This window comes from Candidatus Zixiibacteriota bacterium (genome assembly GCA_034003725.1).
In the GTDB taxonomy this organism is placed as follows: Bacteria; Zixibacteria; MSB-5A5; order GN15; family FEB-12; genus WJMS01.
This window is the reverse complement of record JAVEYB010000003.1, coordinates 252334-277182: the sequence shown is the minus strand read 5'-3', so window position 1 is coordinate 277182 and position 24849 is coordinate 252334. Positions and strand designations below refer to the sequence as shown.

At 58.8% G+C, this 24849-nt stretch carries 21 protein-coding genes and 2 tRNA genes; 10 read left to right on the top strand and 13 right to left on the bottom strand.

The features are described from left to right. Positions 1–75: 75 nt before the first annotated feature. On the top strand, positions 76–2454 hold the full coding sequence (locus RBT76_05960; protein ID MDX9857313.1) for a S8 family serine peptidase: 2379 nt from the start codon (positions 76–78) through the stop codon (positions 2452–2454). An 80-nt stretch (positions 2455–2534) separates the two neighbouring features. On the opposite strand, the gene RBT76_05955 is transcribed toward RBT76_05960, so the two are convergent. The 4 genes from RBT76_05955 to RBT76_05940 are packed head-to-tail and all read right to left on the bottom strand — an operon-like array spanning position 2535 to position 5641. Further along, on the bottom strand, positions 2535–3635 hold the full coding sequence (locus RBT76_05955) for an aminopeptidase (GenBank protein MDX9857312.1): 1101 nt from the start codon (positions 3633–3635) through the stop codon (positions 2535–2537). 52 nt (positions 3636–3687) lie between these two features. Beyond that, a complete protein-coding gene (locus RBT76_05950; protein ID MDX9857311.1) occupies positions 3688–4191 on the bottom strand; it encodes a methylated-DNA--[protein]-cysteine S-methyltransferase in 504 nt (167 codons plus the stop codon). Beyond that, on the bottom strand, positions 4188–4856 hold the full coding sequence (locus tag RBT76_05945) for an HAD family hydrolase (GenBank protein ID MDX9857310.1): 669 nt from the start codon (positions 4854–4856) through the stop codon (positions 4188–4190). Before RBT76_05945 ends, RBT76_05950 begins: the two co-directional genes overlap by 4 nt. Continuing rightward, positions 4856–5641 (bottom strand): hypothetical protein, encoded by a 786-nt coding sequence (locus RBT76_05940; GenBank protein MDX9857309.1) that lies wholly within the window; start codon positions 5639–5641, stop codon positions 4856–4858. The genes RBT76_05945 and RBT76_05940 overlap by 1 nt, the downstream gene beginning before the upstream one ends. A 348-nt stretch (positions 5642–5989) precedes the next feature. Between RBT76_05940 and RBT76_05935 the strand changes: the two genes are divergently transcribed. After that, positions 5990–7801, top strand: coding sequence for a S41 family peptidase (locus tag RBT76_05935; protein ID MDX9857308.1), 1812 nt, complete (start codon positions 5990–5992; stop codon positions 7799–7801). A gap of 74 nt (positions 7802–7875) precedes the next feature. Here the strand turns inward: RBT76_05935 and RBT76_05930 are convergent, their stop codons facing one another. From RBT76_05930 to rlmN, 3 genes are read right to left on the bottom strand one after another with little or no spacing between them, the layout of a single operon-like run. Next, positions 7876–8328, bottom strand: coding sequence for a hypothetical protein (locus tag RBT76_05930; GenBank protein MDX9857307.1), 453 nt, complete (start codon positions 8326–8328; stop codon positions 7876–7878). A gap of 3 nt (positions 8329–8331) precedes the next feature. Further along, positions 8332–9735 carry a hypothetical protein gene (locus tag RBT76_05925; protein MDX9857306.1) on the bottom strand — a complete coding sequence of 468 codons (1404 nt, stop codon included), beginning with the start codon at positions 9733–9735 and terminating at the stop codon, positions 8332–8334. Continuing rightward, a complete protein-coding gene (gene rlmN / locus RBT76_05920) occupies positions 9725–10783 on the bottom strand; it encodes a 23S rRNA (adenine(2503)-C(2))-methyltransferase RlmN (GenBank protein ID MDX9857305.1) in 1059 nt (352 codons plus the stop codon). The genes RBT76_05925 and rlmN overlap by 11 nt, the downstream gene beginning before the upstream one ends. A 125-nt stretch (positions 10784–10908) precedes the next feature. On the opposite strand from rlmN, the gene RBT76_05915 reads away from it, so the two are divergent. Next, positions 10909–10982: transfer RNA gene (locus RBT76_05915), tRNA-Pro, on the top strand. 31 nt (positions 10983–11013) lie between these two features. Here the strand turns inward: RBT76_05915 and RBT76_05910 are convergent. After that, positions 11014–11514, bottom strand: coding sequence for a c-type cytochrome (locus RBT76_05910; GenBank protein ID MDX9857304.1), 501 nt, complete (start codon positions 11512–11514; stop codon positions 11014–11016). An 829-nt stretch (positions 11515–12343) separates the two neighbouring features. On the opposite strand from RBT76_05910, the gene RBT76_05905 reads away from it, so the two are divergent. The 5 genes from RBT76_05905 to RBT76_05885 all read left to right on the top strand — a co-directional run bounded on the left by RBT76_05905 (position 12344) and on the right by RBT76_05885 (position 17001). Continuing rightward, a complete protein-coding gene (locus RBT76_05905; protein MDX9857303.1) occupies positions 12344–13084 on the top strand; it encodes an amino acid racemase in 741 nt (246 codons plus the stop codon). Continuing rightward, positions 13081–15024, top strand: a complete 1944-nt coding sequence (locus RBT76_05900; protein MDX9857302.1) for a methylaspartate mutase subunit E — start codon at positions 13081–13083, stop codon at positions 15022–15024. Before RBT76_05905 ends, RBT76_05900 begins: the two co-directional genes overlap by 4 nt. Positions 15025–15126: 102 nt before the next feature. Beyond that, a tRNA-Arg gene (locus RBT76_05895) sits at positions 15127–15200 on the top strand. A gap of 108 nt (positions 15201–15308) precedes the next feature. Then, a complete protein-coding gene (locus RBT76_05890) occupies positions 15309–16082 on the top strand; it encodes an SDR family oxidoreductase (GenBank protein MDX9857301.1) in 774 nt (257 codons plus the stop codon). Positions 16083–16269: 187 nt separating this feature from the next. After that, a complete protein-coding gene (locus RBT76_05885; protein MDX9857300.1) occupies positions 16270–17001 on the top strand; it encodes a hypothetical protein in 732 nt (243 codons plus the stop codon). A 16-nt stretch (positions 17002–17017) separates the two neighbouring features. On the opposite strand, the gene RBT76_05880 is transcribed toward RBT76_05885, so the two are convergent. Both RBT76_05880 and crcB read right to left on the bottom strand, forming a co-directional pair. Next, positions 17018–19555 (bottom strand): serine/threonine-protein kinase, encoded by a 2538-nt coding sequence (locus tag RBT76_05880; protein ID MDX9857299.1) that lies wholly within the window; start codon positions 19553–19555, stop codon positions 17018–17020. A 207-nt stretch (positions 19556–19762) separates the two neighbouring features. Further along, on the bottom strand, positions 19763–20113 hold the full coding sequence (gene crcB / locus RBT76_05875) for a fluoride efflux transporter CrcB (protein ID MDX9857298.1): 351 nt from the start codon (positions 20111–20113) through the stop codon (positions 19763–19765). 188 nt (positions 20114–20301) lie between these two features. Between crcB and RBT76_05870 the strand changes: the two genes are divergently transcribed. Next, positions 20302–21018 (top strand): DUF1573 domain-containing protein, encoded by a 717-nt coding sequence (locus RBT76_05870; protein MDX9857297.1) that lies wholly within the window; start codon positions 20302–20304, stop codon positions 21016–21018. A gap of 55 nt (positions 21019–21073) precedes the next feature. Here RBT76_05870 and RBT76_05865 read toward each other — a convergent pair whose 3' ends face one another. Beyond that, a complete protein-coding gene (locus tag RBT76_05865; GenBank protein ID MDX9857296.1) occupies positions 21074–21520 on the bottom strand; it encodes a hypothetical protein in 447 nt (148 codons plus the stop codon). 328 nt (positions 21521–21848) lie between these two features. After that, complete coding sequence (locus RBT76_05860; GenBank protein MDX9857295.1) at positions 21849–22553, bottom strand: SIMPL domain-containing protein; 705 nt, start codon at positions 22551–22553, stop codon at positions 21849–21851. A gap of 229 nt (positions 22554–22782) precedes the next feature. Here RBT76_05860 and RBT76_05855 point away from each other — a divergent pair, with 229 nt between their 5' ends. After that, entirely contained in the window at positions 22783–23793 is a 1011-nt protein-coding gene (locus RBT76_05855) for a metal-dependent hydrolase (protein ID MDX9857294.1), read from the top strand. Between the two features lie 94 nt (positions 23794–23887). Here RBT76_05855 and RBT76_05850 read toward each other — a convergent pair whose 3' ends face one another. Then, the gene (locus RBT76_05850; GenBank protein ID MDX9857293.1) at positions 23888–24781 is read right to left on the bottom strand and encodes a hypothetical protein; all 894 of its coding nucleotides are present in this window, start codon (positions 24779–24781) and stop codon (positions 23888–23890) included. Positions 24782–24849 lie beyond the last annotated feature (68 nt).

Genomic DNA, 24849 nt, shown 5'->3' with positions numbered 1-24849 from the left:
AATTACATTGTCGATGTCAGACAGTCTTACCCGGATCGACAGATACGTCGAAACATATACAAGAGGAATCTGAGCATGTCAACGCGCTTCCGTTTCATCATGCGCTCCCTCACACTCGCGTGCGCGGTTGCCGTCTGCAGTGCCGGCGCCGCGGAACTTCCCGCGCTGCAGCCGCAGCCGGTGGTCATCGAGAAAGCAGCCCAGCCGGTGTCGGCTGAGTCCCGGCAGTACCTTACGACGCTCGGCCTGGAGCGGGTGAAGGTTTGGGTCTTCTTCACCGACAAGGGCGTCGCCGATCAGGCACAATTTGCCACGGCGGCCCGATCCGTCTACGTGTCGGAGAAGGTAATGCAGCGCCGGTCGAAGGTGGGCCTGGACCGGGTCCTGTTTGCCGATCTGCCGGTGGTCAAGACGTATGTAGATCAGGTGGAAGCTACCGGGGCGGCCGTCCGTCGCGTGTCGAAGTACCTGAATGCCGCCAGTTTCGAGGTATCGTTGAGCGATCTGGACCGTATTGCTGCTCTTCCCTTCGTGGCCCGGATTCAGCCGATGGCGACGTTTGTTCGCACAGAACCCGATGTCGAGAAGTCTGTCGACGGCGGGATGAGCCCGGAATCCACCGACGACCTGACGCCCGGAGCCGATTTGAACTACGGGTCGTCGTTCGATCAATTGAACCAGATCAATGTCATTCCTGTCCATGAAAAGGGCTACAACGGCGAGGGAGTGACCCTTGCTATTTTTGACACCGGCTATCGCAAAACGCACCAGGCGTTCGCCCAGCATTATGCCGAAGGTCGTGTGCTCGGCGAGTGGGATTTTGTTTTCGAGGACGGCAACACGGCCAACGAGGCCGCGGACTGGAGCAGCCAGTGGAATCACGGCACGTATATCTGGTCCACCTCGGCCGGGTACCTCGACGGCGCGATATACGGCCCGGCATACAAAGCATCGTTCCTGCTTGCCAAGACCGAAGATGTCCGCAGCGAAACCCAGGTTGAGGAAGACAACTGGGTGGCGGCCGTGGAATGGGCGGACTCGGCGGGAGCAGACGTGATTACATCGTCGCTCGGGTACTCCGACTGGTATACCTACGCCGATTTTGACGGTGAGACGGCGGCGATCACGATTGCCGCCAATACGGCGCACGATCTCGGCATTCTCGTGTGTACATCGATGGGCAACAGCGGACCGGCGACGGGGACGCTGACGGCTCCTGCCGACGCGTTCGCATCGATCTCGGTCGGCGCAGTCAGCTCCTCAGGCAGCATAGCATCGTTCTCGTCGCGCGGGCCGAGTTTCGACGGTCGGACGAAACCCGAGGTTGTGGCGCGCGGCGTCTCGACCTATTGCGCCTCGTCGAGCAGCGATGCGTCTTACACTGCGGTCAACGGCACGTCGCTGTCGACTCCGCTGGTGGCCGGCGCGGCGGTCGTTTTGGTGCAGGCCCGGCCGACGTTTACGCCGGACATGATCCGTACCGCGCTGATGGAAACCGCCGATCGGGCCAACAACCCCGACAATTCGTACGGCTGGGGGTTGGTCAACCTTGACGCCGCGCTCAGCTGGGGCGCGAATTTCTACGCAGACGTAACGGTTGGCGACGTTCCGCTCACGGTGCAATTCTTTGACAGTTCAACCCTCACCGTATCATCGTGGCTGTGGGATTTCGGCGACGGCCATCAGTCGACCGATGAGAACCCGGCGCATGAGTTTGTCGATCCGGGCGCGTACACGGTCACGCTGACGGTGCAGACCGCCGAGTACGGTGAACTGATTACTCAGAAGCTTTCATATGTCGTGGCGCTGGGCGATACGCTGACGATCTCGAACGCGGAGACCTACGCGGGCCAGCAGGCGGTGGTGTCGGTGAATCTGACGAACGCACTGGAGGTCGAGTCGCTTACGTTCCCGTTCCGGATGCTCGACACACCGATCAATGTCACGTTCGATTCGGTGTCTCGCGGATCGCGGACCGAGTATTTCGAGCAGTTGACGTACCTGACGTACAATCCGACGGCTAATCTGTTCACGGTTCGTCTGCAGGCCGATGACGGCGGCGGCGCCCTTCCTCTGCCCCCCGGCGAGGGCGAAGTCCTGAAGATATTTGTCAGAACCGACCCGCTGGCGCTCGGCGGACTGCAGAACCTGATAGACACGATGTCGACGACGAGCTATTCGGTCAGCGTGAAGTCTCCGATGGTCGAGTACGTACCGCGCGTGAACCCCGGCTCGGTCGGGACGACGTGGGTGATGCGCGGCGACGCCAACAACAGCGCCACCCTCGATTTGTCGGATCTGATCTACCTGGTGAATCACCTGTATCTCGGCGGACCGGGCACATTGACGGTCCAGCACGGTGACGCCAACGCGGATCTCCAGAGCGACCTGTCGGATTTGATCTATCTGGCAAACTTCCTGTTTCTCGGCGGACCGGCGCCTCAGACGCCGTAGGGCCATTGAAACAGCGGCACGTGATGAAAAAAGCGCCGACCCGATTCGGGTCGGCGCTTTTCGATTGATGACGGGATCGGTCAGATCGTGAATTTGCCGTTTCGGTAGATGACTTTTCCGTCGGCCGTAATCTGGGAGTCTTTTTTGAGATCGCAGACCATATCCCAGTGGAGGGAGCTTTTGTTCTTGCCGCCTGCCTCGGGGAACGAGGCGCCGACGGCAAGATGGCAGGTGCCGCCGATTTTTTCGTCGAAGAGCGTGTTTCGCGTGAATTGCTTGATTTCGTAGTTCGTGCCGATCGCGATCTCGCCCACGCGCCGCGAACCCTCGTCGAGGTTCAACATCGCCTGCAGGAACTCGATATTGCGAACGGCGCGCTCGGAGACGACTCTTCCCTTCTTGAATTCGAGCCTGACGTCTTCGACCTCCCGTCCGCCGTAGTTGGCCGGGAAGGAGAAGCGGATCACACCCTCGGTGGACTCTTCGAGGGGTGACGTGAATATCTCGCCATCGGGGAAGTTCTCCGTGCCGTGGCAGGAAATCCACTTTCGTCCTTTGACCCTGGCTTTGAGATCAGTGTCGGCGGCCTGAATGTGGATCCGTTCGGCGCGGTCGAGGATTTTCTTGAGGCGAGTCTGTTCTTTTTCGACCGACCGCCAGTGTTTGACGGGGTCGGCGGCGTGGAGGTGTCCCGCGCGGTAGACGAACTCCCGGTAGTCGGACAGCGACATATTGGCGTCCTGGGCGTTGGCCTGTGTGGGGAACAACGTTCCGACCCACTTGACCTCGCCCTTTCCAATTCGTTTGAACAGGCGCTCGGAGAGCGGTCGACGGCCTTTCTGTGCCCGGCCCTGGCGTTCGGGATCGACACCGGAAAGGAAGCGGGTATTCTGGTCGGCCCAGATGTGAATGAGGCAGTCGATTTTATTGACGATCGTGTGGGCGATAGGGCTGATATAGTTGAACTGCTCATCGGTGGCTTTCTTGAGGAAGATTTCCTGCAGCGAGGAGGGCTGGATATCGGTAAAGGGATGCGCCCCGGCCTCGACCACTTCCCGGTAGACCTCCTCGATCAACGGCAGGGCCACCGGATCTCCCTGAATACGGACGAGTTGACCTTTCTGCACCTTGACGGAATAATGAACCAGCAGGCGGGCGAGTTTGGTGACACGTGGATCCATGAGCGGGTCTCCCTAGTATGCGTTGTGGTCGATGGGTTGTCGGATATGCCGCTTACAGCAGGGACAGCCCTTCGAGTTCGAGCAATTTGCGTTTCATGGCCAGGCCGCCGCCGTATCCTCCGAGGCCGTTCGAGGCGACGACCCGGTGGCAGGGGATCAATAACGGCAGTGGATTTCGTGCATTCGCCGCGCCGACGGCCCGTGCGGCGCCGGGCTTGCCGATGGCGCGCGCGATGGCGCCGTAGGTCAGGGTGTGTCCGTACGGGATTGCAGCCACGCGCTCCAGCACCATACGGTGAAAGGGCGGGGCTTCCAGTCGGCAGGGAATGGTGAATTGCGTACGGCGTCGTTCGAGGTACTCGTGCACTTCCATCTCGACCCATTGCGCGATCTTTCCGCCGGGGGCAAGGGTCGCACCCGGGAACCGGGTTGCCACGGCGGCACGGAATTCATCGAACGACCTTTCCGGGAGGTCCAGCATCAGCAGTTTGTCGCTGCTTGCAGCGGTGTGAAACCGTCCGATGGGTGAGTCAAATTCGGCCAGGTACAGTATCATCGTGCGTGCTCCCGTCCATGGGCGAAGTGGTCGGCCAGCAGCGTCGGCAAAGCGGAGAGTGACTCCAGGTAGTAAGTTGCCGCGGCCTGCTGCAAATGGCCGTTATGTCCGTGGGGCGATTTGACTGCGACAACCGGGAGCCCGGCGGCAGTGGCGGCGAGAACATCGTTGACGGTATCGCCGACGACGACCGTGTCGCGGGCGTTGGCGCCAAGGCGTTGCAGGGCCAGGGTAAAAGCATCGGGCGCCGGTTTAACGGCGTCCACTTCATCGCCGCCGACCGTCGCGGCGAAATACTGCCGCCAACCGCATTTCGCCAGGATCAGGTCGATATGGATTCTGATCTTGGTGGTGGCGATGGCCAATCGGTACCCGGTGCGGTGGAGATCGACAATCGTCTCGTGCGCGAACGGCAGCGCGGTCGTGGACTCGACCACCGTCTCCCTTGCCTTGACCTGAAAGTGCCGGGCCAATTCCGGGTACGGAGCGTCGGTAAAATCGGCAAACATGACATCGAGAGGATACCCGATATATGTGACGATCTCGGCGGGATCGCGAGTCGGCAGGCCCAGCATCCCAAGCGCGTAGTTAGTGGCCTGGACTACCCCGGCTGAGGAGTCGATCAGGGTACCATCGAGGTCAAAGATGACGTATCTGCCCGGCATCAGAATACCCGTGTGACGCGCCCGACCAGGTTTTCCAACGGGATGTCGTAGACATGATCGAGTGTTCCATTGCGTACGGTTACGACCAAGATAGACCCGGCGCCCACCGGTGTCAACGGCCAGTCGCCGGCGAGCGGCACCGCAGAGGACGGGTCGGGTGGTTCGGGGACTCCGTTGACCCAGGCGACGCCATCTATCATTTCTACCGCTTCTCCGGGGGCGCCAAGCATGAACGCATCGATGCATGAACCGTCGGAGAGCTCAACACGGACCACATCGAACCGCTCAGGGAGCGCATAAACGACCGGCCGGGAGAGAAAGAACAGATCGGCGGAATAACTCAGGCGGTTGACGAGGACGACATCGCCCGCTGCGTACCGGGGGCTCACCGAGTCATCATCGATCTTGTGGGGTATCGGGGAATTGTGTATGAGGAACGGCCCGGGGGCGAACGGGACGAAGAAAAAATAGGCCAGCCCAACGATCAGCAGGAGGAGCCTGCGTCGGGCGGACGGCGGCTGGTTGTTTTGCCGTGATTTCATGGTTCGGGCGAGGTCAAAGAACGAAAAGACGTAGAAGAGCAGCGGCATGCCGAACAGGACCCCCTTGGCGAGCCATCCGAAGGGCACGAAGAAAGCGACAAAAAACAGTGCCGAGGCGATGAGCATGATCAGGAAGATGAAGACGCCGAAGAGCATGTCGCGCCAGAGGAAATGTCCGAGTCCGGGCAAAAGCAGGTGCAACAGGTATGCAAACCAACGGGCATGTTTGGCATGAAACTTCACGGGTAGTCATCCGTGTATATAAGGTACGCAGAGGCGTTCGGGCCCGCAGGGTTTGCGAACTCGGAATAAATCGATAATACGAAACGGGTTACCAGACCTCAATAAAGATTATCAACGGTTCGGCGGGAGAAAAGTTTCTTGTTCATTCGGCCCGCTTGTTGATATGTTAGGCGGGTGGAAGTCGGCACGGCTATGATCCGTAGGCGGACGTGAGTCCGGCTGAAACCAAATGTGCCGGATAAGTGTTAAAAGTTCAACAACATAGAGGTGTGCGACGTTTCGTCGGCTCCCTTCCGATAGAGTTACTCGCAAACGGTTTCGTTTTGAGATAAAAACCCGGAGGCTCCCATGGTCCGCTTCACTGCACAACTATTTGGCGTTACCTTATTTGCACTTGCTCTGATCTGGTTTGCCGCCCCCGGAGATGCCGTTCAGTCTTCAGGATTGGACAACGAGCCCGTGCTGTGGGCTGACACAGTTCATATCAATCTCAACGACACCGAACAGAAGCCGGTCAACCCGGAGCTCTCCGAGCGTGATACGTTTCTGAATGAAGTGAAGAAACTCACCCAGACCGCGTTCCAGGTTCGCAATAATTACATGGAAGACATCGATTCGGACGAACTGATTCGATCGGGTATTGCCGGCATGTTATCGGATCTGGATCGCTTCTCGGTCCTGCTGGAGAAGTCAGCGTACGACAATCTGATGGAGAGCACTCACGGGAAGTATGAGGGTCTGGGCATGCAGATCGACGCCCGGGAAAATCATATCGTCATTATCTCTCCTATAGAAGGCACTCCGGCCTATCGGAAAGGGCTCCGTGCAGGCGACATCATTATGGAGATCGACGGTCAGTCGACTTATGACATGGAGTCGTCGGACGCGGCGAAACTGATGCGGGGAGAGGCCGGGACGGCTGTCAAGCTCACGATCAAGCGTGCGGGTCTGCCGGAACCCCTGGAATTTTCGGTGGAGCGCGCGATTATTCAGCTCAAATCGGTCAACTACGCGGGGGTCGTACCCGGGACTGATATCGGGTATGTCCGGTTGTCGCGATTTGCCGAGGAGACATCGCATGAACTTCGGCAGGCCATCAGCGATCTCAACGAGCGTAATGTTTCCGGGCTGATTTTCGATCTTCGCTCGAACGGTGGCGGCCTGCTGGACCAGGCAAAAGAGACAGCCGAGTTGTTTCTCCCGGAGAGCAAGCAGATCGTCTATACCAAGGGGCGGTTTGAAGACAGCGAACGGCACTACTACTCGGAGCGGCCGCCGCTGTTCCCCGACAAGCCGTTGATTATCCTTGTCGACGAAGGCACCGCGTCGGCGTCGGAGATCGTCGCCGGGGCAATCCAGGACTGGGATCGCGGGTTGATCATGGGGTCGACAACCTACGGCAAGGGGCTGGTACAGCAGATATTCCCGATCGGCGGCGACGGTTCCATGGCCTTGAAGTTGACGACGGCCAAGTACTACATTCCGTCGGGCCGGTGCATCCAGAAGCCGGAAACGCAAAGCAAGAACCCTCACCGCGAGCAGGTCTCCGAAGACGGTGACGAGGCGGAAGTGGCTGATTCGGTGGAGCTGGCCGATCGCGAGGTGTATTACACCAACGGCGGTCGGATCGTTTACGGGGGCGGCGGGATCGTGCCCGATATCGATGTGGAGCGCGAAACCTGGAAGCCGATCGAGATCAATCTGGAACGCAAGTCGATGTTTTTTGATTTCGCGATCGATTACGTGGCGAAACATACCGACGTCAAGCCGGATTTCGAAGTGGATGACAAGACTGTATCGGAATTCCGTCAGTTCCTGAAGGATCGGGACTTCTCCTACAAGTCTTCGCTGCAAGTGGCGCTCGAGGATATGGAGAAGACCATCAACGATCAGGAGCGGACGACGTCGTTCGACGCCGCGCTTGCGGAGATGCGCCGCCTTGTGGACGAAGAGAAAGCGCGCGATTTCGACAACTCAATGGATTACATCAAACGGGCGATCAAGCGGGAAGTAGTATCGTCCATCGCGGGCGAGACGGGCGTCTACAATGAGATCGTGTTGAAGCAGGATAAGGCGGTCCAGGACGCGCTTCGCCTGCTGCAGACGCCCAAGGAGTACGGGCGGTTGATTCAGGAAGGCCAGAAGAAAGCGGAGCTGTAGGCGCGCCAGACCACTGTCGAATGAAGAAAGGGCGCCCCACGGGCGCCCTTCGTTTTTCCCGTAATTCAGGTTCACTATCGTGTGGTGTCAGGGGGAATCGAATCGACATCATCGATGCGAACGGGCGGAGTGATCTCAAACCGCTTGAGCAGCCAGAGGGTGTCGTCAGAACTCACAAAGGTGAAGGTTACGGGGCGATCCTGCGCGTGGGTCGAATCCATGATCCAGCAGTCGATTCGGGCTTTCTTGTCGGTGTACAGAATTTCGCAGTCGCCGAAGGTTTCGAAGGCGAGAGCGCCGGACGGTCCGTACACGAACGACAGGAGCGAGTCGGGACCGAGGTTGAGGTCTTCAACTTCGGCGGACATCAGCGAATCGATGGCGGCGGGATTTTTAGCGGCCACGGCCTGCTGCAGCCGGAAGACTTTCTCCCTGAGCACCGGATAGTGGTCGCGCGACGGTGTCGTCTCTTTGCCGCACGCGACGAACAGAGCCACTATGGCGACGGCTAATACGGCACGTTTCATCAGTTACCTTCCTTCGAACCGGTAGAACCCGTTGCCGGCGCGTACAACGGCGCCCTGCTCGGTCAGCAACGTAAGTGTTCGGGTGGCGATGAGGTTCCAGAACCAATAGCGAAAGCCGAAGTGGCGGAAGTTCAAGGTTCCATCTGCGCCAATTGCCTGCAAGCGCGCCGAGAGATCAACAAGCACTTCCGGGGCGCCACGGCGAAGGTGACGAAGCCCGACGTACACTTTCGCGGTGTCGAGCACATGAACCTCGGGCGACTGCGACTGCGGATAGCGCCAGTCGCGACGATCCCGCAATTGGTGTGTCAGCAAGTGATAGCCGGGGACGCACTCCAGATCGGGCGGTGAATCGGACCAGTCAATCATCATGTTTCGCTGGGCCAACAGGAGGTTGTAGAAATGCGATCCGTTAAACAGCGCTCCCCCCTGCACCAGGTACATGTATCGAGGTATGTGGGCGTTGCACGGATCGCTTCCCTGAAAAATCTCGAGCGGGCGGGGATCGGAGATGAATTCCTGCCCGAGGTCAAACCAGAGCAGAAGAGCGCCAACGACCGGATAGGGCCGGTAAAGGATCGTGCCGCCATCGAGAATATCATTACTGTCGGAGGACAGATTCCCCTGCGCGACCATCTGTTCGAGGACCGGCCGCAATGTTGTCAGGTTTTCGGAGATAACAGCCGCCAATCGTGCAGCGAACTCGTCGGCGACCGGTTTGAGCAACTGGACCTGTTCCAGTCGCAGGACGGGAAACGTCGGTCGCGGGCCCTCGGCAGTCGACGCGAGGTATTGCTGCGCCGTCATCGAGTCGATCACCGACCGGACATAAGCGACATCGACGTCGGCCAGCGTCGCGATCTCTTCGGGGGTCTTCCCTTCCGTGAGCATCAGAACCAGCAGGCGGGAGAATTCGTAGTCGAAATCGTAAGACGTCTCCACGCGCGGCGGAACAGTGAGACGTTCCTGCATGTACGGAAGGATGGTGTTTTCGGGTTTGAAGCGTATCTGTCCGGACTGGCGAAACACGTCCTGCCCCGGCAAAACATCATCGAGCGTGTCCACGACATCGTGAATGCTGATATCCAGGATCGCCTTGCCGAAGTTTCCGGGGACCGAGATGTCAAACTCGATAGTACGGTGTTCACCGGGCGGCAGGATGTAATTGAACTGCACGAGTCGATTCGGGTTGAGGTACTCCCCTTCGAAGCGAAGGTTGGTTTCGACTTTCAGGAACTTCAGGTAGGTTGCTTCGTTGGTGACCTCGAGCGTCCCGGTCTGGGTTCCCCACCTTGCCAGGGGGACATCGAAAGCGCCAAACGTGATGTCGGTCGTTTTGGTCTGAGGGACGACCGACGCCGCACATGCGAGTACCAGTATCGCGGCGGCCTGCAGGCTACGATTCATACGCCACTCCGCTGTCGATTTTGCGAGCCGCGAGCTGGCCGCAGGCGGCCTCGATATCCCGGCCCCGGCTCTTTCTCACGGTAACCGCGGGTGCACGGGGATACAACTGCCGTCCGAACCAGTCGACCTTTTCATCGGACGGACGGCGGTACGGCAGCCCCGGCACCGGGTTGTAGGCCAGCAAATTGATCTTGCATGGGATGCCCTGAATCAGTCGCGCGAGCGCGAGGACATCGTCCATCGTATCGTTGAAGTCGTCGATCAGTACGTATTCAAACGTGACGCGGTCTTTCGTTTGTTCAGCGTAATAGCGCACGGCGTCGATAAGCTTGTCCAAACCGAACGTTTGCGCGATCGGCATCAGCCTGATCCGTTTCTCCTGAGTGGCGGCGTGCAGGGACAGGGCCAACCGCACTTTGAGGCCGGAGTCAGCAAGCTTGCGTATTTTGGGGGTGACACCGGAGGTTGAAACGGTGATACGTTTCGCCCCGATACCGAGCCCCAGTTCATCTTTCATGATTTGGAGCGACTCGATGAGATTGTGGTAGTTGTTCAGCGGCTCCCCCATGCCCATAAAGACGACATTGGTGAAACAGTCGTGTCCGTAGAGATCGCGGAGAAAGAGGAGCTGGCCGACAATCTCTCCGACTGTCAGATCCCTGATCAACCCCATCGTGCCGGTGGCGCAAAACCGGCAGGCGAGCGCGCATCCGGCCTGTGACGAAATACAGACGGTGGAGCGGCCGCGTTCGTCGTCGGGAATGAGGACGGACTCGACCGGGTGGCCGTCGTGCAGCCTGAACAGGAACTTCTCGGTGCCGTCGGCCGAGCGGGCGCGGTGTTCAACGAAGAGGCCGTCGATCGTGTAGTCGGCGGCGAGTCGCTCGCGGAGGGTCCGGGTCAGATCGGTCATGGCCGCGAAATCGGTCTGTCGGATCTGGTAGATCCACTTGTAGAGCTGGCGGCCACGGAAGGGTTTTTCGCCGAGATCCGCAAAGAGCGATTCGAGTTGTGCCCGGGTATAGCCGATCAGATTGGTTTTCGCCATAGCAGCCCCAATGTAGCACATTGCGGGAAATGCGCAAGGGTGCAATGGGGCGGCAGCACGCGGCAGAGGCGGGCTAATCGCCTTGACTTGGGCGGTCCGGTCGGGTATCATGGAAGCCGCAGACTCGGGGTGTAGCGCAGCCTGGTAGCGCGCTTGCTTTGGGAGCAAGATGTCGGAGGTTCAAATCCTCTCACCCCGATAGATTACTTCGAACCTACTGTGCGAGCAGATCACATCTGCTCTGGTTCAGCCGGCAGGCTTTCCATCGCACCGAGTTCCAGCATGTAGTCCGCCACCAGCGCGAGGTTGTCGTCGCCCAGTTGCGCCATTGAGGGCATCTGCACGAACTCCGGGCGTTTCTTGCCGGGATTTTTCGCCCAATCGACGATGCCCTGCGGGTTGTCCCTGTAAATGGTGTACACTTCGCGCAACGACGGTCCGGCCAGTACCTTATCGACCGCATGGCAGGCCGCGCAATTGCGAAAGACGCTCTTGCCGGTGGGACCGGCAGCCATGGCATCGCCGGCGCCAAGGCCCGCCTCTATTCGCATGAGCGTCGCCAGCTCGACGGCATTAAACAGCGCGACCACGGCGGCGAACCGCCGTCCGATACGGTCGTCGGGGAAGTTGATTTCCCGCCAGAGCAATCCGAGAATCACGGCGGCGACGGCGACTCCGGTCATGATCAACACGAGCAGCGCGAAGGATACTCCGACGGACGGGAGCGTCACGAAGAGCAGCGGGCCGAACGCTACCTGCGCAGCCGTGGCGTAGAGCGTTATCCGATAGAAGAGGCGTCGGATCTGCGGGCGGGTAGGCGCCGACAGCGAGGGGATGGTTTATCAGCACGTGCGTCACGGCGATGGTAGCGAACATCAATCGATTGCCGATGTCATAGAGAAAAAACAACGGAAAGTCCATACGGCGAAACCCTGTCTGAATACGGTCCGGTCGGTCACCGCGTCGGCCCTCCGGTACGGCTCGTGGACTTGTTAGTCAACGATATATGGGGACAGTCAAAGGACGCGTGTCGGCCGTCCGGCTCCGCCGTAATAAGCGCAAGCTGCGCGGCAGCGCCCCTCAAGATTTCGATTGCGTTCTCGGGCCGGAATATCAATAGTATCCCGGCACACAAAGCCGAACGGCAGTCGCTCGGCACTCTAAACGAGTCTTTCTCCGATTCTCCCGGCGGGCGCGGATATCGATAATCGCCAGTGGCGGGTCGGGGATTCATGGGAATTGGAATCGTAGGACACGGGGAAGCCACCCGGGCCGGCCATGCCGAGCCGTTAGAGATATGGAGCGTATTGGACCACAATAGGATAGGGATGGCGGCAGGATTTATCCGCCCCGCCGGCGAGGTACGATCGGTCCCGCTGACGACAGACAAACGGCGGTAATGGCGACAAGGAACACTCGTGTCAGTTTATGGTTACAGTTTAGTACGCGTACAGGGTGGAAAGGCGGATCGGTCATGCCGATATGAGCAAAGACCGGTCGGCCCTGGGCAAGCGCCCCTCGGCTGTAAATAATTATCAACATAAGTCACAGGATCCGAACGTGGCAGGCAAAAAGCTAGGTATCATCGGCGGCATGGGCTCGGTGGCTGCGGCATACATGTTTAAGCGACTGGTAGAGTTGACGCCCACCGAGAAGGACCAGGAATACATCGAAGTTATCCTTCACAACAACACCGGGATACCGGATCGCACCCAGGGCATTCTGTACGGCGGACCGTCGCCGCTGCCTGAACTGCAGCGCTCGGTCGAGATCTGCAACCGGTTTGGTGCATCATATCTTGCCCTTGCCTGCATGACCTCGCATTACTTCATCCCCCAGTTGCAGAGAAATTCGCGGGCGGAGTTTATCGACGGTATCCGGGAATCGGTGGAGTACTGCACGTCGTACTTCCCCGATGCAAAGGCGGTCGGCATACTCGCATCGACCGGAAATTTGAAGTGCAACCTCTTCCAGTCCCGATTTGAAGAAGCCGGGATTCGTTCGGTCGTTTTCGACGACCGTGATCAGCAGTATTACTTCATGGACCCCATCTACGAACCGTGGGGGATCAAGGCGGGCAACATCACCGGAAAGCCTCGGGAGCGTTTTCTGGAAGCGGTCGAGCGTCTTCGGGAACTGGGCGCCGACGCCATAGTCGGCGGGTGCAGTGAGATACCGCTGGTACTCAGCCAGGACGATATGTCGATCCCGCTGATTGACTCGATCGACTGTATTTGTAACGCGGCCATCAGCAAATGCATCGACCGACCGGTCCGCACCGGCGAGCTTCGCAAGTCATGAACAGCACCTATCGGCTGCTTATCGGGTCGATCGGGGACGACATCCACTCGGTCGGCATGGCGTTGCTGACGCTGGCGCTTCGGGAATCCGGCATGGCGGTCCGCAATCTCGGCATCGGCAATACGCTCGACGATTTCTTCCACCTTGCCGATGATTGCGACGCCGTCCTCATTTCCTGCAACAACGGTCACGCCGACCTGTATCTCGAGGATTTTCCGCAGCTGTTGCAGCGCTATCGACTCGGCAACGATGAGCCGAAACTCTGGTATCTGGGCGGGAATCTGTCGGTCAAGGAAGCGAATGACACCATTGTCCGCAAGTACCGCGGCCGGGGATTTGACTATGTCGCAGCCAAACCGGTGGGGTGGCAGCATGTACTCGACAACCTGAGAAAGGATTTTCACGAGAAAGGAATCACGCCGCGGCGTCTCGATCGCCTTGCGTTCGACGAGATGCCGGCGATTGACGACCTACACGAGGTGACCGACGAACCGATGTCCGACCAGGAGTTTGCGACGACGCGCCAGCAGGTGCTATCGTCGTGGCCGACCGGTTCGCAGGTACTCGATGCCGATATCACCGGTAATCACGCGAAGCCGTCGCAGAATCTCCACCACATCACGGCAGCGCGATTGAATGCGAAAACCTACGCACCCCTCTTGCAGCCGCGAACCGGCGTTGCACATATCGCCGACGAGATAGAGATTCTGAAACTGCTCGAAGCGAACGGCATGAATGTGTCTTCGATTCAACTCGATGCGGCCAGCCGAAAGAACATGTACGCAAAGGCCGAAGAGGGGGTACGGCGCTCCGAACCGGGTGGTGTCTCATTCCTGAACGGTTACCCGGTCGAGGTGCATGGCGTACCGGGCGTGAAACAGATACTCTCATCGATCACGACCCCGTTCCAGATCAGGGCCGGTTCCCCGGATCATCGTCTGGTGCACGAAATCGCCCTTGCCGGCGGCGCCAGTTCGCTGGAGGGGGGCTTTATCTGCTACCTCTACCCGTACGACAAGCGAACGTCGCCGACGACAAATCTGAGGTACTGGAAGTATGTCGATAAGCTGTCCGGCATGTACCAGTCGACGTACGGGATAACGATCAATCGCGAGTATTTCGGACCGTTGACGACCAGCCTGATCGAGCCGTCGATTCCGATCTGCATCAATATCGTACAGGCGGTCCTGTCGGCCAAATCGGGAGTACGGTGTATCAGTGTCGGACTTGCGGAGCAGGGCAACCGGGTCCAGGATATCGCCGCGATCCAGACGATCAACCGCATGACTCGTCGGTATCTGGCTAAGTACGGCTTCACTCAGTGCACGGTGTCGACCGTGTATCATCATTACATGGCGGCGTTCCCCGCCGACCCGCAAAAAGCGGAGCAGTTGATACTGAACTCATCGACGACCGGCGCGCTGGCGAAAGCGACCCGGTTCATGATCAAGACACCGGTCGAGTCGTACAAGATCCCCACGCGGTTCGACAATGCAGCGGCCCTTCGCCTGACTCAGGACGGCGTCGCCCGCGCCTCGGACATGCAGGTCGACCGGGCAGGCGTGCAGCGCGAATGCCGGCTGCTGGAATCCGAAGTCACGTCCATCATGACGGCGATTGAAACGCTTGGCAACGGCTCGCTGGCGCGGGGAGCGATCCGGGCGTTCCAGGAGGGCATCCTTGACATCCCCTTCTCCCCCAGCCGGTACAACCGCAACCGGCTGATCACGGCTCGTGACTGCGACGGCGCGATTCGGTTCGTGAACCCGGAATTACTGCCGTTTGATGTCGAGACGACGGACTTCCATCTTGAGCGTATGCACCGGCGCATGGTGGGCGAGCGGCTCAACAAGACGTCGGAGATAATCGACCGGGATCTGACCCGGATCTGGAAGGGCGATTACGTCCGGTGGCCGCTTGACGGCTGCTACGTGGCGTAGGGGATTTGTTTGTCCTCATTTTTCTCTTGATAAACCCAGCCCCTGTTTCAATATTGGATCAGGCCTAGTGCATCATTAACCCGTTGCACAACAACAAGACTTGCCCCCGTAGCTCATTCGGATAGAGCATCTGCCTTCTAAGCAGAGGGTAGCAGGTTCGAATCCTGCCGGGGGTATATGTTTTTGCGATTCACTGGGGCGTCGCACTATGATCAATCAGCACCCCTGCATTCGACTAGTCAAGGTACCATCTCAATCACATACGATTCGGAGTTCATGAAGCTATGCCTGCCGAAACCGTGCTCATCACCGGCGCGTCGTCGGGAATCGGTATGGAACTCGCCCGGGTCTTTGCCGCCGAGGGATCAAATCTCGTCCTCGCAGCACGGCGTGAAAAGCGAATCGCCGCGCTCGCGGAGCAGTTCCGAGATGAGTTTGTCATCGATACCGTCGCCATTCCCGCCGATCTGTCCGAACCTGATACCCCGCAGATACTGCTGGAAAAGACGCAAGCGTTGGGGATTGAGATTGATGTTTTGGTCAACAATGCAGGTTTCGGGCAAGCCGGACGATTCGACCGGATCGACGTCAATCGACACCTTGACATGATTGCCGTCAATATCGCAGCACTCACGCATTTGACGAGGCTCTTTCTGCCCGGCATGGTGCGCCGCGATCGGGGCGGCGTCTTAAACGTGGCCTCGACGGCGGCTTTTGTACCGGGTCCGCTGGTCGCCGTCTACTATGCCAGTAAGGCGTATGTGCTTTCGTTTACAGAGGCGCTGGCCGAGGAGCTGGCGGAGACATCGGTCACGGTCTCCTGCCTCTGTCCCGGTCCCACCAAAACCGAGTTTGCCGAAATAGCCGGATTGGATACCTCTACCCTGTTCAGGCTCGGGATGGCGGATGCTCGCAAAGTTGCCGAAGCGGGGGTGCGGGGCTTCAGGAATCGACAGGTGGTCATTCTCCCCGGTATCAGGAACAAGCTGACTCCGCCGGCAATCCGCGTGTCGCCGCGTTCAATGGTTCGGAAAATCGTCAAGAAGCTGCAGGGCTAGCGACCGGAGACACTACGGTCCCGGTTTTGCCACCAGTGGCCGTGTGACCAAAGAGATCACGCGCGCAGTGATTGCGGTCAGAGGAAACTGAACATCCCACATTGCCATTCGTATAGCGATGCGGTATTATCGTGCGGCGGATGTAGCGAGCAGAGCGACTGTTGACAACGAACAGCCCGGAGGTTCCATGAAACGAATCAGGGGTATGGCGGCGTGCGTAAGGGCAGCCGGGGTACTGACAATTGCAGTCTTACTGGAAGTGTCGTCGGTAGCTGCGCGCCCAAACTGGCAGGCGGGGATATCATTTGCCGGGGCGGTGCCGGCCGGAGAATTCAAGGACGAAATCGAAGACGACGGGTTCGGTGTATGTATCGACGGTGTCTGGAGCCCGCAGCAGCAGCCGTTCGGAATCGGGCTGTCTTTCGAGTATCTGCTGTACGGGGATCAGACGCGGCGTGAGCCGTTGTCATCGACGATTCCCGACATCCAGGTCGATGTCTCGACGACCAACAATATCGTGCAGACGCACCTGTTCTTCCGTGTGGGCTACCGTCACGGCGGCTTCCGGCCGTACGCCGACGCACTGGTCGGATTCAAGTATCTCTATACACGGACATCAATCGACGATATCTACGACTCCGGCGGAGACGAGGTGGATATCGGATCGACCAATTTCGACGACTGGGCCTATAGCTACGGTGTGCGAGGAGGAACGATGATCCGGGTGTACGACGGGATCGCGCGCAAGCGAGGGTACAACGTATTCATCGATCTCCGGGCCGGATACATATTCGGCGGCGAGGCGGACTACCTGAAGGAAGGCAGTATCACTCAAACGGGGTCGACGGTCACGTACGATGTGCGCAGATCGAAAACCGATCTGTTCACAGTTCATCTCGGAGCATCGGTAGACTTCTGAAGAGCCGCAGTGCGGGTTACGGGTGAAGGGCTTGCTGAAGCCGCAGGAGTCTTTCGCCGGCGAGTTGGGTAGTGAGGCTGCTGTCTCCCAATTGCTCGAGCAGCAGGTCGTAGCTTTCGCGAATCAGCGGCGAGGCTTCGGTGATCCGTCCCTGATCGAGCAGGCACTCTCCGAGGCTGCTCCGGACCTGCGCGATACGCCAGTTGTCCGGTGGGAGGGATTGCTCGCGAATGGCCAGCGTTCGACGAAAGATCGTTTCGGCGGAATCGGCGAACCCCTGCCGAAGGTACAACTCACCGAGATAATACAGTGTGTTGCTCCGGTGAGGATGATCGTCGGGCAGGATTCGGCTTTGGATATCGATTGCGCGGCGGATCGACTGCCCGGCTTCGCGGAACCGTCCCAGCTCCATCAGCGTTCGCCCGCGGCTGGCGATGACACCTACCGTGTAGGGATGATCCTCGCCGAAAACGGCCATGAATGACTCGCGTGACCGAGCGTACATCTCGACGGATTCTTCGTATCGCTTCTGAGCGGCCAGACAGCCCGCGAGCGCCGCATAGCTGGCCGCAACGTCGGCATAGTTATCGGTTCCGAAGTACTCGCGCCGGATCTCCAGACCCTCGCGAAACAACTGTTCGGCTTCGGAAAGTCTTCCCTGAGACTGGAGGAGTCTTCCGAGGTGATTCAGAGTATGGGCGACATCGGCGTGACGACTGCCGAGCAGTTCTTTGCGCAGCTGCAACGCCCGGCGGTAATATCGTTCCGACTCATCGAGTTCACCGTTGTGGCGCAGGCCGATCGCGAGATCGTTGATGGCCGTTGCGGTCAGTGTGTCTCTTTCTCCCCGCTGAGAAGTGAAGATGTCCACAGCCCGTCGATTGCAGGCGATAGCGGAGTCGTAGTGACCGTCGATATCGGCGAGCGCGGCGAGTTCCATCAAGGTCAGCCCGACTTCTTCGCTGCGTTCGCCGTACAGCGCAGATTGCAGTTCGTACGCTCGCCGCTGGGCGTCGGCGGCAGCGTCGTACAACCCGAGGTTGTAGTACACCTTGCCTATCACGTGCAGAAGATTCGCCTGCACATCAGGCTGGCCGGCCAACTCGACATCAATGCGCTCGCCGCCGCGATCGAGCAGTTCGCGGGCGGTGATGGTCTCGCCGCTGGCGTTGATCGGGTCGGCAATCTCGAAGAGGTCAGTCAGAAACGAGGCTACTTCGGCGGCCTTGCGCGCTTCGGCGCGAGCCCGGTCTCGTTCTTCCGACAGTCTCACGGTGTAAAACGCAACTAGTGCCGTGACCAGCAGAACGACAAACGCCGCGACGGAAACGGCGACGCGGTGTCTCTGGATGAATTTCGACAGCGTATAGCTGAGGGTCTCCGGTCGGGCGTGAACCGGCAGCCCGGCGAGGTGCCGGCGGATATCTTCGCGAAACTGCTCAGCGGACTCGTAGCGTCGGGCGGGGTCCTTTCTGAGCGCCATCAGACAGATGTTGTCCAGATCGCCGGATAGTCGTCGCCGAAGCCGCTCGGGGCTGCAGCCGCGCGCCTCACTTCGCGCCCTGGGATCACTGGTTTCAGGGGAGCGGGTTTTAACGGATGTTGGGGAGGTGACCACGGCCGTGCTTGGCTTTTTGGGATCGGTTGACACGATGGCTTCTTCGATCTGCTTGATCGATTCGCCTGTGACCTCGTAGGGTTTTCGGCCGGTGAGCAGCTCATATAGAACGACACCAAGCGAGTAGACGTCGCTCGCCGTCGTTACAGGCTCTCCCCTCACCTGTTCGGGGGATGCATATCCCGGGGTCATGACGCGGAAGCCGGTGCGGGTGAGCGGTTCGTGGACGGCAAATTGCGGATCATCGCTGAGTACCCTGGCGATGCCGAAATCGAGCAATTTGACTTGCCCGGCCGCCGTCACTACGATATTGGCCGGTTTCAGATCGCGGTGCACGACAAGGCACCGCTGGGCGTAGGCAACGGCATCGCAGGCGGTCAGGAACAGGACCAGACGCTGTTCTACTGTCAGGCGGTGCGTGTCGCAGTATCGGTCGATCGGCTCACCTTCGACGTACTCCATCGTGAAGTACGGCAGACCCTCCTCGGTGACGCCGCCATCGAGCAGCCGCGCGATATTCGGGTGTTCGAGGCGCGCGAGAATCTGTCGCTCGATCTGGAAGCGTTTGAGGATCTGCTCGGTGTCCATCCCGCGCTTGATGAGCTTGACGGCGACATGCTGTTCAAACTGGCCGTCGACTCGTCGGGCAAGATAGACGACACCCATACCGCCGGCGCCGATTTCGCGTACGAGTTCAAACGCGCCGATTCTTCGTCCGGCCAAAGAGAGCTGTTTCGGCAGACCGAGGGCGTCGGCGGCCCCGCCGCCGAACAGGCTGTGCGCCCGCTGATCGGCCCGCAGCATCTTGAGGACCTCGTCGCACAGGTTGCGATCGCCGCCGGAGTGGATGCGGACGAAGTGTTCGCGGTCATCCGGAGGGAGGTCGAGCGCCTGTTCGAACAGCGACTGTATCTGTTTCCAACGCGTCTGGTCCATACACACGAATCACCGGAAATCGTCCGGCGCTAAAAGGGATTGGCTTTGTCCATGTATCGTCAGTCAGCCATGGTCGGCACACTATCGACACTGATGTCCGACCGGGCTGCCGTAGTTCGATCACCGGTCGGAGATTTTCGAAGGCGCCTACTGCCTGTAACCGCGATTGCGCGGTCGTGGTGCCCGGCGGTCCCGGGGCCCGTGCTGCTAGTCGGTCTCACCGTACAGAAACAAGTGGCGGCCCAGAAGGCGACCGGCCCAGACGGCGGCCAGGCCACCTACGACACCGACCAACAGATTCATGGAACAGTACAGCAGTTGACGGTCACGAAGAAGTTCCAACGATTCATAGCCAAAAGTAGAGATAGTCGTGAATGCTCCCAGAAGTCCGATTCCCAACAACAGACGGGGCTCCGGCGAAATCAGGTCACGGTCTTCAGAACACACCATCAGTACACCGATCAGAGAGCAACCCATCAAGTTTACGACAAGCGTTCCCCACGGGAATGCACTGCCGGACAGGCGATGGATAAGCCCCGACAGTGAGTAGCGTGCAATTGCGCCGACTCACCCGCCGAGACCGACAATCGCGAGCTTGTACATGATTTCCCTGCACTCGCCCATCCGGATGCGTGTCCATAATAACAGGAAAATAGCGACCCACTAATATTCTTACAAGCGGCGAAACAGGCATTTCGGTATAATAGCAGGAGCGAGGATAGATTGCCTTACAGTATGGAGGATATATGAAACCGGCCAGCCGGTACTGGGTGGTGTTCCTACTGCTTGCGGGGACGGCGACGGCCGCTCCGGAACTGACCCTGCCGTCATCAAGCTTCGATTTCGGTTATCTGCCGCAGAATGCGGTGGTGAGCCATCGCTTTTTGCTTCGGTCGACCGGCGACGCCGTACTCGAAATCAAAAATATCAGGCTCGGCTGTGGCTGCACCAGGGCTCCGCTGGAGAGAAACACTCTGCCTCCCGGCGACTCAACGTGGGTCGAGCTGATATTCGAAAGCAAGCATTACCGCGGATCACTCACCAAAGGGGCCTACATTTACGCCAACGATACGGCGGCCTCTCATTTGATCGGGTTCAGCGCCAATGTTGTACCGCAACCGGATGAGACCCGGCCGGTCACGATCAGCCCCCACATACTGGACATTTCACAGTTCGGGGCGAAGGCGCGAACGGAACTGGAATTCACCATCCGTAATCTCTCGAATCGCGAGGTGAAGCTGACTCCGATCGATGTTCCGGATCAGTATATCACGCTGGAGATGCCTGACCGGATTGGGGCAAGCAAAAGCGTGACGGCGCGAATCAGTCTCACGGACTCAGCTATCAAACAGTCATTTGAGAAGTCATTCACGTTTTCCGTGGGTGAGGACCGCGGTACCCGGTTTACCGTACCGATTAAACGGACCATTTTCGGGACAGACGCCTCGTCATCCGCCGAGTAGGCGAAACACAGAACTGAGCTGGTGCGGGCGTGGCTCGTATTGCGTCTCCGGTCGCTCACGTGGAACCGTGTCGCCAATAGCGGCCGTTTAACCCGCGGACGGCCATAAAGGCGCCCGCCGCCCCGAGGATCGGTGACGTTGTCGCACCGGGCATCAGACTCCCCGAAGCCACTGACCATGCAATATGCACACAGGCATTCAGAATCATCAGAACGCCGAGTGCGGTCGCAACCACACGAATCGGCAGGTGACCGCGATGGACAATCGGAGTGAGCGCCAGGCCGGCCACGAGAAGGATCAGCACCCCGCCCAGCCAGATTTCCCCGGACAGGTGCGGGATGGCGGCAACCCCGGTCAGTGACCTGGCGAGCGGTACCAGCGCGTTGAACTCAGACAGGAAGTTCGTCAAGGCTTCGTCGATAACGTGCAGGGATATGGCGGTCAGCAGGACCAGCCAGGCGACGGCTTTGGGATCGCGCAGGACGATTCGAATGGCAACCATACAGGGAAGCTACATCTTACAGCGTGCCGAACGCAATGGCTGCGGTGCATAGGGAGATCGCTGAATTTGGTACCCGTTCGACGCTGGAACGGGTGTCCCAACCTGACATTTTCTGATTTTTATGTTGCACAAAACGGCCCGGTTTTCTGTTATTGGAAGTACGGTGGAAAGGAGGTGGTCCTATTATAAAAACAGACTTTACCGAGGTGGCTGCTACTTAGAAGCGGTCCCGCCTTTGGTTGGGACACTCTAAGTAAATCCCAACAGTTTAACCGACCGGACGGTCTTTCAGAGGCCGTCCGGTTTAGTTTTTGGGGAACGGCGTCTATCAGTCGATCAGGAACGACGCTCGCACGGTAACCGTGATGTCCTTCTGCCTGGTCTGCGTATTGTACATACCATAGCCGGACACTTCAGTGGAATACGGCTCCGTTATCTGGAAGACGCCCGAGCGCAGGCTAATGACCTTACCGAGGGTTCGGCCGGCGCTGGTCACGATTTCCTGAGCCCGCTTCTGTGCGTCTCTGGTCGCTTCGGCGAGCAGCTGCTGTTTGATGTCGGCCAGTTTCGAGGAGAAGAACTCCAGTTGCGACGATTGGACGGTTACGCCGCTCTCGATCAGTTTTGACGGGTCGAGAGCCAAGGTTTCAATGGCGTCGATATTCGACGATATGACAAACAACGCCTGTTGAATGGTGTTGCCCGTCACCTGCCCTTCACGGCCGTAATTCTGATAGGTGTTGATCGGCTGGACCGAGATATCCTCCTCGGCGAGCCCCTGATCGATGAGAAGGCGTTTGAACAACTCGACGTCGCCCTGGATCTTCCGGTAGCCGTCGACCAGGTCAGTCAGGCCGGTCGACCGCTGGAGGGTGACGCGCCATTTGACGATATCAGCCTCGAAACTCATCGTGGCATAGCCGGTGACGGCGATATCGTGCTGCGGCGAACGGGCGTCATGAAAGTACATGCCGAATACGGCGGCCGCCACAACGGCGCCGAGCGCGAGTATGAGTGCGTGGGCGGTTCTCAAGAATTTCCCTTTCTGCTGTGTCAAAAAGACATTTGTCGTCGTCAGTGTTATGTTGACGGACACGACCCGTCAGATTGACATTATACACGTCCGCAAGGCTACGGGCCATCGGAAAAAACGTCAAGGGAGATTCGATCCGACGCCCCGATAAGTCGACGGACCGGAGATAAGGAACCATGCGGGCGCCTGAAAGAGTTGTACGTAGAACGATCAAGGGAGATTGGTCCGAATGGACTCGCTGAGTCAGCTTGTATTGGGGGCGGCAGTCGGAGAGGTCACACTCGGTGAGAAGGTCGGCAACCGCGCGCTGCTGTGGGGAGCGGTGGCGGGGACGATTCCCGATCTCGACGTGCTGTTTTATCCGCTGATGGACGCGGCAGCACAGCTGAGCTGGCACCGCGGCATCTCGCATTCCCTGCTGTTCAATATCGCGTTTGCCCCGGTGCTCGGGTGGGTTCTGTACCGGATCAACGGACGACGGGCATCGATTGGCGGGTGGATCGCGCTTTCGATGGCCTGCCTGCTGTCGGCGGTCCTGTTGGACTGCTTTACGGTTTATGGAACGCAGCTATTCCAGCCGTTCAGCAACTACCAGGTGGGGTTCAACAATATTTCGATCATAGACCCGCTATTCACGGTACCGCTGCTGGCGGCGGTACTGGCGGTAGCGTTTATCCGGCGGTCGCTGACCGCGCGCAAGGCGGTTATTCTCATGGGGCTGGGACTCAGCACGGCCTACATGGGGGCGACTATTGTCATCAAGGAGTATGTCGGATCCGTCTTCGAGGAATCGCTGCAGAGACAGCAGATCGAGTACGACCGGCTGATGACCGCACCGACACTATTCAATTCGGTTTTGTGGCAGGCGACAGCCGAGGTTCCGGGAGGCTACAGAGTCGGGTATTACTCGCTTTTCGATACACGTGCGGAGATCGAGTTCACGTTCGTGCCCCGTAATGAGTGGCTTCTCAACGGTCTTCGTGAGACGCGAGCGGTGCGGCAGCTGCTCTGGTTCTCCGACGGTTGGTATGCCGTTGAGCAAGGCTCGGACAGTTCGATCGTGTTCAGCGACCTGCGATTCGGCGAAATTCACACGCGATCGGAGTCGCGGGGGCAGTACATGTTCAACTGGAAGGTTACGACCGATTCGTCGGGTACGCATTTCGCACAACTCGAACCGGATATAGACAATGCGAGCGAGGCGATGCATTACCTGTGGGATCGGATTCGGGGGAAGTGATTCGGCCGCTTCCACGCCGCCGGCGGCAGCCATTGGTTACGACTGGTCATCTTTCCTCCCGCAAGTCGACAACTGCAAATCCACGCCAGCCTGTTCACCGGGAGACCGAGAAGGTATAGTTGAACGTCACCCAACAGGCCTGTGGGGTACCGTCAGCCCTCCGGGCTGGTTTGAAGCGGCATTGGCGGCAGGCATTCAGAGCTTCGATGTCACATGAGACCCAGCCGCTGGACTTGGCGATTTGCACCAACAGCGGTGTCTCCTTAATCCCACTGATATATGCTTTCACCCATACATCGGCCCTTTCTCCCGGCTTGACGGACCGCCTGAAGTCCTCAGGCATCCCCGGTCGACCCTGCTGTGTCATCTCAGGCAACTCGACAAGGGTGTCCCATTCCGCTGGAATCCACCAGTCCGTCTCGACATCCGTTCCTTTGAGCGAATCCGTTTGCTCCTCGGACCGCACGCTGTCAGGCGAAGGGTTCTCGCCTGAGCCTGTCGTTGCGATGAACTTCGAATCGACTGCGTACCCCGAGTCGCTCGGGATGAAAGCCAGTTTCGCCTGCATCGCGGCAGGCACCGGTCCCCCACGGTACCAGGCTGGCTTGAACCTACTCTGTAACAGCAGGCCGATAGCGAGGCTGTCGGCCTTCGGATCCCCAGTCGTTCGCTCAGTCAGGAATGCGCAGACCTCTCCCTTGTGATCAATCTCGATCAGACACTCGCCTCGCAGGTCCGCAGTGTCTGAAACCTCAGAATCGGGGAGCAATATGAACTCCGGCGCCGAGACCAGCGAAGGTTTCTCGTCGAGCGAGGTATAGAGGTACATGAACGGATGGGGCGTCTGCCACCGGGCCGTGGTGTCGCCCGCCAACGGCATTTGAGGCGCCGTACGTTTCTTCCCCTTACTTCCAGGGCCGGCGAACGCGATGGAGACGCATAGAGCGAGAATGCAGATTACAAACAGGTAGCGGAATCGTGTGACCATATTTCCCCCGGAGTTTTGAGCTAATGACAATATACGACGCCCCAGCTCGAATGGACAACCGAAAAAAA

What these genes read in the sequence shown, in the direction of transcription:
- RBT76_05955 (MDX9857312.1), bottom strand. Translation starts at nt 3,635, where the DNA reads ATGGATCCACGTGTCACCAAACTCGCCCGCCTGCTGGTTCATTATTCC.
- RBT76_05945 (MDX9857310.1), bottom strand. Translation starts at nt 4,856, where the DNA reads ATGCCGGGCAGATACGTCATCTTTGACCTCGATGGTACCCTGATCGAC.
- RBT76_05960 (MDX9857313.1), top strand. Translation starts at nt 76, where the DNA reads ATGTCAACGCGCTTCCGTTTCATCATGCGCTCCCTCACACTCGCGTGC.
- RBT76_05880 (MDX9857299.1), bottom strand. Translation starts at nt 19,555, where the DNA reads ATGGACCAGACGCGTTGGAAACAGATACAGTCGCTGTTCGAACAGGCG.
- RBT76_05855 (MDX9857294.1), top strand. Translation starts at nt 22,783, where the DNA reads ATGGACTCGCTGAGTCAGCTTGTATTGGGGGCGGCAGTCGGAGAGGTC.
- RBT76_05890 (MDX9857301.1), top strand. Translation starts at nt 15,309, where the DNA reads ATGCCTGCCGAAACCGTGCTCATCACCGGCGCGTCGTCGGGAATCGGT.
- RBT76_05900 (MDX9857302.1), top strand. Translation starts at nt 13,081, where the DNA reads ATGAACAGCACCTATCGGCTGCTTATCGGGTCGATCGGGGACGACATC.
- RBT76_05870 (MDX9857297.1), top strand. Translation starts at nt 20,302, where the DNA reads ATGAAACCGGCCAGCCGGTACTGGGTGGTGTTCCTACTGCTTGCGGGG.
- RBT76_05925 (MDX9857306.1), bottom strand. Translation starts at nt 9,735, where the DNA reads ATGAATCGTAGCCTGCAGGCCGCCGCGATACTGGTACTCGCATGTGCG.
- rlmN (MDX9857305.1), bottom strand. Translation starts at nt 10,783, where the DNA reads ATGGCGAAAACCAATCTGATCGGCTATACCCGGGCACAACTCGAATCG.
- RBT76_05850 (MDX9857293.1), bottom strand. Translation starts at nt 24,781, where the DNA reads ATGGTCACACGATTCCGCTACCTGTTTGTAATCTGCATTCTCGCTCTA.
- RBT76_05885 (MDX9857300.1), top strand. Translation starts at nt 16,270, where the DNA reads ATGAAACGAATCAGGGGTATGGCGGCGTGCGTAAGGGCAGCCGGGGTA.
- RBT76_05935 (MDX9857308.1), top strand. Translation starts at nt 5,990, where the DNA reads ATGGTCCGCTTCACTGCACAACTATTTGGCGTTACCTTATTTGCACTT.
- RBT76_05950 (MDX9857311.1), bottom strand. Translation starts at nt 4,191, where the DNA reads ATGATACTGTACCTGGCCGAATTTGACTCACCCATCGGACGGTTTCAC.
- RBT76_05865 (MDX9857296.1), bottom strand. Translation starts at nt 21,520, where the DNA reads ATGGTTGCCATTCGAATCGTCCTGCGCGATCCCAAAGCCGTCGCCTGG.
- RBT76_05930 (MDX9857307.1), bottom strand. Translation starts at nt 8,328, where the DNA reads ATGAAACGTGCCGTATTAGCCGTCGCCATAGTGGCTCTGTTCGTCGCG.